The sequence below is a fragment of the Caballeronia glebae genome, from assembly GCF_001545035.1.
Taxonomy (GTDB): domain Bacteria; phylum Pseudomonadota; class Gammaproteobacteria; order Burkholderiales; family Burkholderiaceae; genus Caballeronia; species Caballeronia glebae.
Genome location: NZ_FCOJ02000136.1, coordinates 1 through 3,423, shown reverse-complemented (window position 1 = coordinate 3,423; position 3,423 = coordinate 1). Strand labels below are relative to the sequence as shown.

General features: G+C 54.8%; 3 protein-coding genes and 1 pseudogene. All 4 read left to right on the top strand.

Features of this window, described 5'->3' with window-relative positions; translation table 11 throughout:
* Positions 1-193, top strand: a 193-nt coding sequence (locus tag AWB82_RS36265) for a transposase (protein WP_143756993.1), incomplete at its 5' end; no start/stop codon positions are given.
* Between the two features lie 161 nt (positions 194-354).
* Complete coding sequence (locus AWB82_RS39085) at positions 355-759, top strand: glycosyltransferase family 9 protein (protein WP_159462666.1); 405 nt, start codon at positions 355-357, stop codon at positions 757-759.
* A 264-nt stretch (positions 760-1,023) separates the two neighbouring features.
* A pseudogene (locus AWB82_RS36255) lies at positions 1,024-1,416 on the top strand (IS21 family transposase); the annotation flags it as partial.
* A 72-nt stretch (positions 1,417-1,488) separates the two neighbouring features.
* On the top strand, positions 1,489-3,267 hold the full coding sequence (locus AWB82_RS36250) for an O-linked N-acetylglucosamine transferase, SPINDLY family protein (protein WP_086974052.1): 1,779 nt from the start codon (positions 1,489-1,491) through the stop codon (positions 3,265-3,267).
* Positions 3,268-3,423 lie beyond the last annotated feature (156 nt).

Below are 3,423 nucleotides of genomic sequence, written 5' to 3'. Positions count from 1 at the left end.
CGCTCGGCGCAGTCAGCCCCACGGTAGCGGATTAGGCAAAACACGCTGGGTGGTGGAGCGGACCATCTCGTGGCTTCGCAACTTCCGCAGACTGCGCATCCGCTTCGAACGGCTCGCTTTCATCCACGAGGCCTTCATGAAAATCGCTTGCTGCATCATATGCTGGCGACACCTGCAAAAGTCATTCTGTTAACACCTCTTAACGGCGGACTGCTCCGACACCCAAAGCTTTACGCGCATGATGATTCAGACATCGTCCCGCACAAAGTGGTTGTGCATACCACGGGCTCTGATCGTAGGTTGAGGGGTGAATCTCGATTCTGGCCCGATCTCGAAGAGGACCACATCCGAGTGATGAGTGACGACGTGATTGCCGCATTGCGCCGAAATTACCGGAACTGGATGATCGTCCGGATCGGTGCAGAGGACGACAAGCTTATCGAAGCAGATAACGTGATCGATTTGCGAGGAAAACTCGATCTTTGGGAGACCGCCGCCGAGATAGCATCCGCATCGCGCTTCATCGGAGTCAATTCGGGACCCATGCACATAGCCAACTGTTATCCCCGCGTGTCCAAACGAATCGTATTGATGGAGTCCTCGCAAAACTATTTGCAGAATCGTGGAAGCAAGCTCGCATTTCCTTTCCGCGCGGGCGACGTCCGCAACCTTCTCACAAGTTGGCTCGATCCGGCCAACACTTATTTCAACAGGTTCGGCCACGATCTCGGTATAACGTCGTCATTTTCGAAGGTATAGAACAGTTCTCACGTTGGGTGGACGTCGCGTCCACCCGCGTCTCCGTTTATGTCCTTACAAATTCATCAACAAGTTCCGTGCTGCATTGATGCAATGAGCAATGGTGTCGAGTTGACCATGTACTGACCCCGGCCAAGGGATGTCGAACCACATGTTTCGGTTCCGTATTCAGGCATGGCCGAGACAAGTTGATCGACATGCCTTTCCTCTGACGCGCCAACACCCGAGCTTGAACGTGCGTTGGAGATATTCACCACGTTTCCATCGCGCAACACCGTGCGTCGCTATCTCAGGGATGAACGAGCGAGACGGTACAAGCCGCGTGAGTCGCGAGCGACGAAGCTCGACACATTCCAGGACTATCTGATGGAGCGCGTAGCCGCAGCCCGGCCGCGCTGGATTCCGGCGACAGTTCTGCTTCGCGAGTTGCAGGAGGCTGACTATGCAGGCGGCATCCGCCAGCTTAAAGCGTTTTTGGCACCCCACAATCGTCCCGAAGCCGAGCCGGTCGTGCGCTTCGAGACACCGCTGGGCAAGCAGATGCAAGCCGCGCTGGTCTGCTTCGGCGGCACCCCGGAACATGTGCTGTTCGACGACGCCAAGTCGGTGGTCATCGAGCGCGATGCGTTCGGCGCGGACGAACATCGCGTCAAAACAAATTAGAATTCCTCCGCATAGTCTAAACAGCGATGACGGCCACGCAGCAAGTACAAGAAAACGACACATTTCATGGAAAACGATAAACGCAAGGTATTCCAACAATCACTGGAAAGGCAGATCGAGTTGGACCTGCGCTATCGTTGTGGTTTAGAACTGCAGCAGCATGGACGTACTCGGGAAGCAGTGTCGTTCTACGATGATGCGCTTGCATGCACTTCTGATCCTTTGATCATCGCGTATTTACTAGGCTACCGGGCGCAAGCACTCTGCTCCATCGGTTTTCTTGACGAGTCGCTGCAGAACAGCGAGCATGCTTTACGGCTTGATCCGTCTCAAATCTCGGCGCAGTGTCCGATGGCGTATGCATTGTTGATGCAAAGACGTTTTAAGGATTGCATCCGATTTTGTGATGAAGCGCTGATTCACCATCCTGAGCGCCCTGAGTTGCTTCATAACCGCACCGCTGCCTTAGACTCACTGATGCGCTACGAGGAAGCGCTGACGACCGCTGAGCGAATCTTGCAGGTCGATTGCAATAACGTGCGTGCGCTTAGGAACAGCGGTCTTATGTTACATCGCCTAGGGCGGTGCGCAGAAGCAGTCGATCGATACGAACACGCCGCCTCAATCGATCCAGACGATCCGTGGTTGTTAGGCATGCTACTCACAGTGCGACTGCGCCCATTCGACTGGAACGGATTGGACGGGCTGCTGCACATGATCGCTGCCTCGATAGATGACGAAAAGCCTGTCGTAGAACCGTTGAATTACCTGCCCGCTTGCGATGATCCGCAGCAACAACTCCGCGCTGCAAAGATATATGCAACCGCAAGGGTCGCGGCAGCGAGAGAGCAACGCGATCTGGGGCACGCGCAGTCACGCGAACGTATTCGAGTGGGTTATTTTTCGTCTGACTTTCGTACTCATCCGGTCATGGAACTGCTGGCCGAGGTGTTGGAGTTACACGACCGAGATCAATTCGAGATTCATGGCTTCTCGTTTGTCGACGATCCAGATGATCCCGCGCAGACGCGTGCCCGCTGTGCCTTCGATCATTTTCATAACGTTGAGGGCATGCTGACGGAGGATGTCATCTTACTGGCACGGCGCGTTGGCCTCGATATCGCCGTGGATTTGAACGGCCATACGCAAGGCGCTCGGACTGACGTGTTCTCGATACGGGTAGCTCCCGTGCAAATCAACTTCCTCGGGTTTCCCGGGACAACGGGGACGCAAGGCATTGATTACATCATTGCTGATCCTGTTGTTATTCCGCCGGAACTTCGAGATTGGTACTCGGAGAAAGTGATCAGCGTGCCGGCCTCCTTTCAGCCTAACGATCGAACGCGGATACGGCCACACCAGCCATTGTCACGTACTGACTATGGCTTGCCGGAAGATGGGTTTATCTTCTGCTGTTTCAATTCACCGGAGAAGTTGTTGCTGTCAGTCTTTGATCGATGGGCCAGAATTCTTGGAGCGGTTGACGGTAGCGTTTTGTGGATTTATGGCGGCAGCGAAGAGCAGGCGCGTCGGAACCTGCTCAGCGAAGCTAAGTATCGCGGCCTTGATGTTTCGCGAATCGTCTTCGCTGAATACCTGCCGTTGCAATCGCACCTGGCTCGGTATTGCCGCGCCGACCTTTTCCTGGACACTTACCCATTCAACGCCGGAGCAACAGCAAGCGGTTCACTTTGGTGCGGGCTTCCGGTGTTAACCGTTTCAGGCAAAACCTTCGCGAGCCGCTATGGTGCCAGCCTGCTAACTGCCCTCGGCCTGCCGGAGTTGATTGCTCCGGATTTCGACGCTTATCAGACTATGGCGATCGATCGCGCGTTCACCGGTTAAGCTGCGGGCGATTAAAGATAAGCTTCAATCGGCCATAGGACAGTCAACTTTATTTGATACACCGCACTATGTGCGGAATCTAGCAGGCTGTTGAAATATCCCTTCTTGAACGCGCGCCCGCTCACTCGGAAGAGGCAACGCGACGCGGAGTCCCAA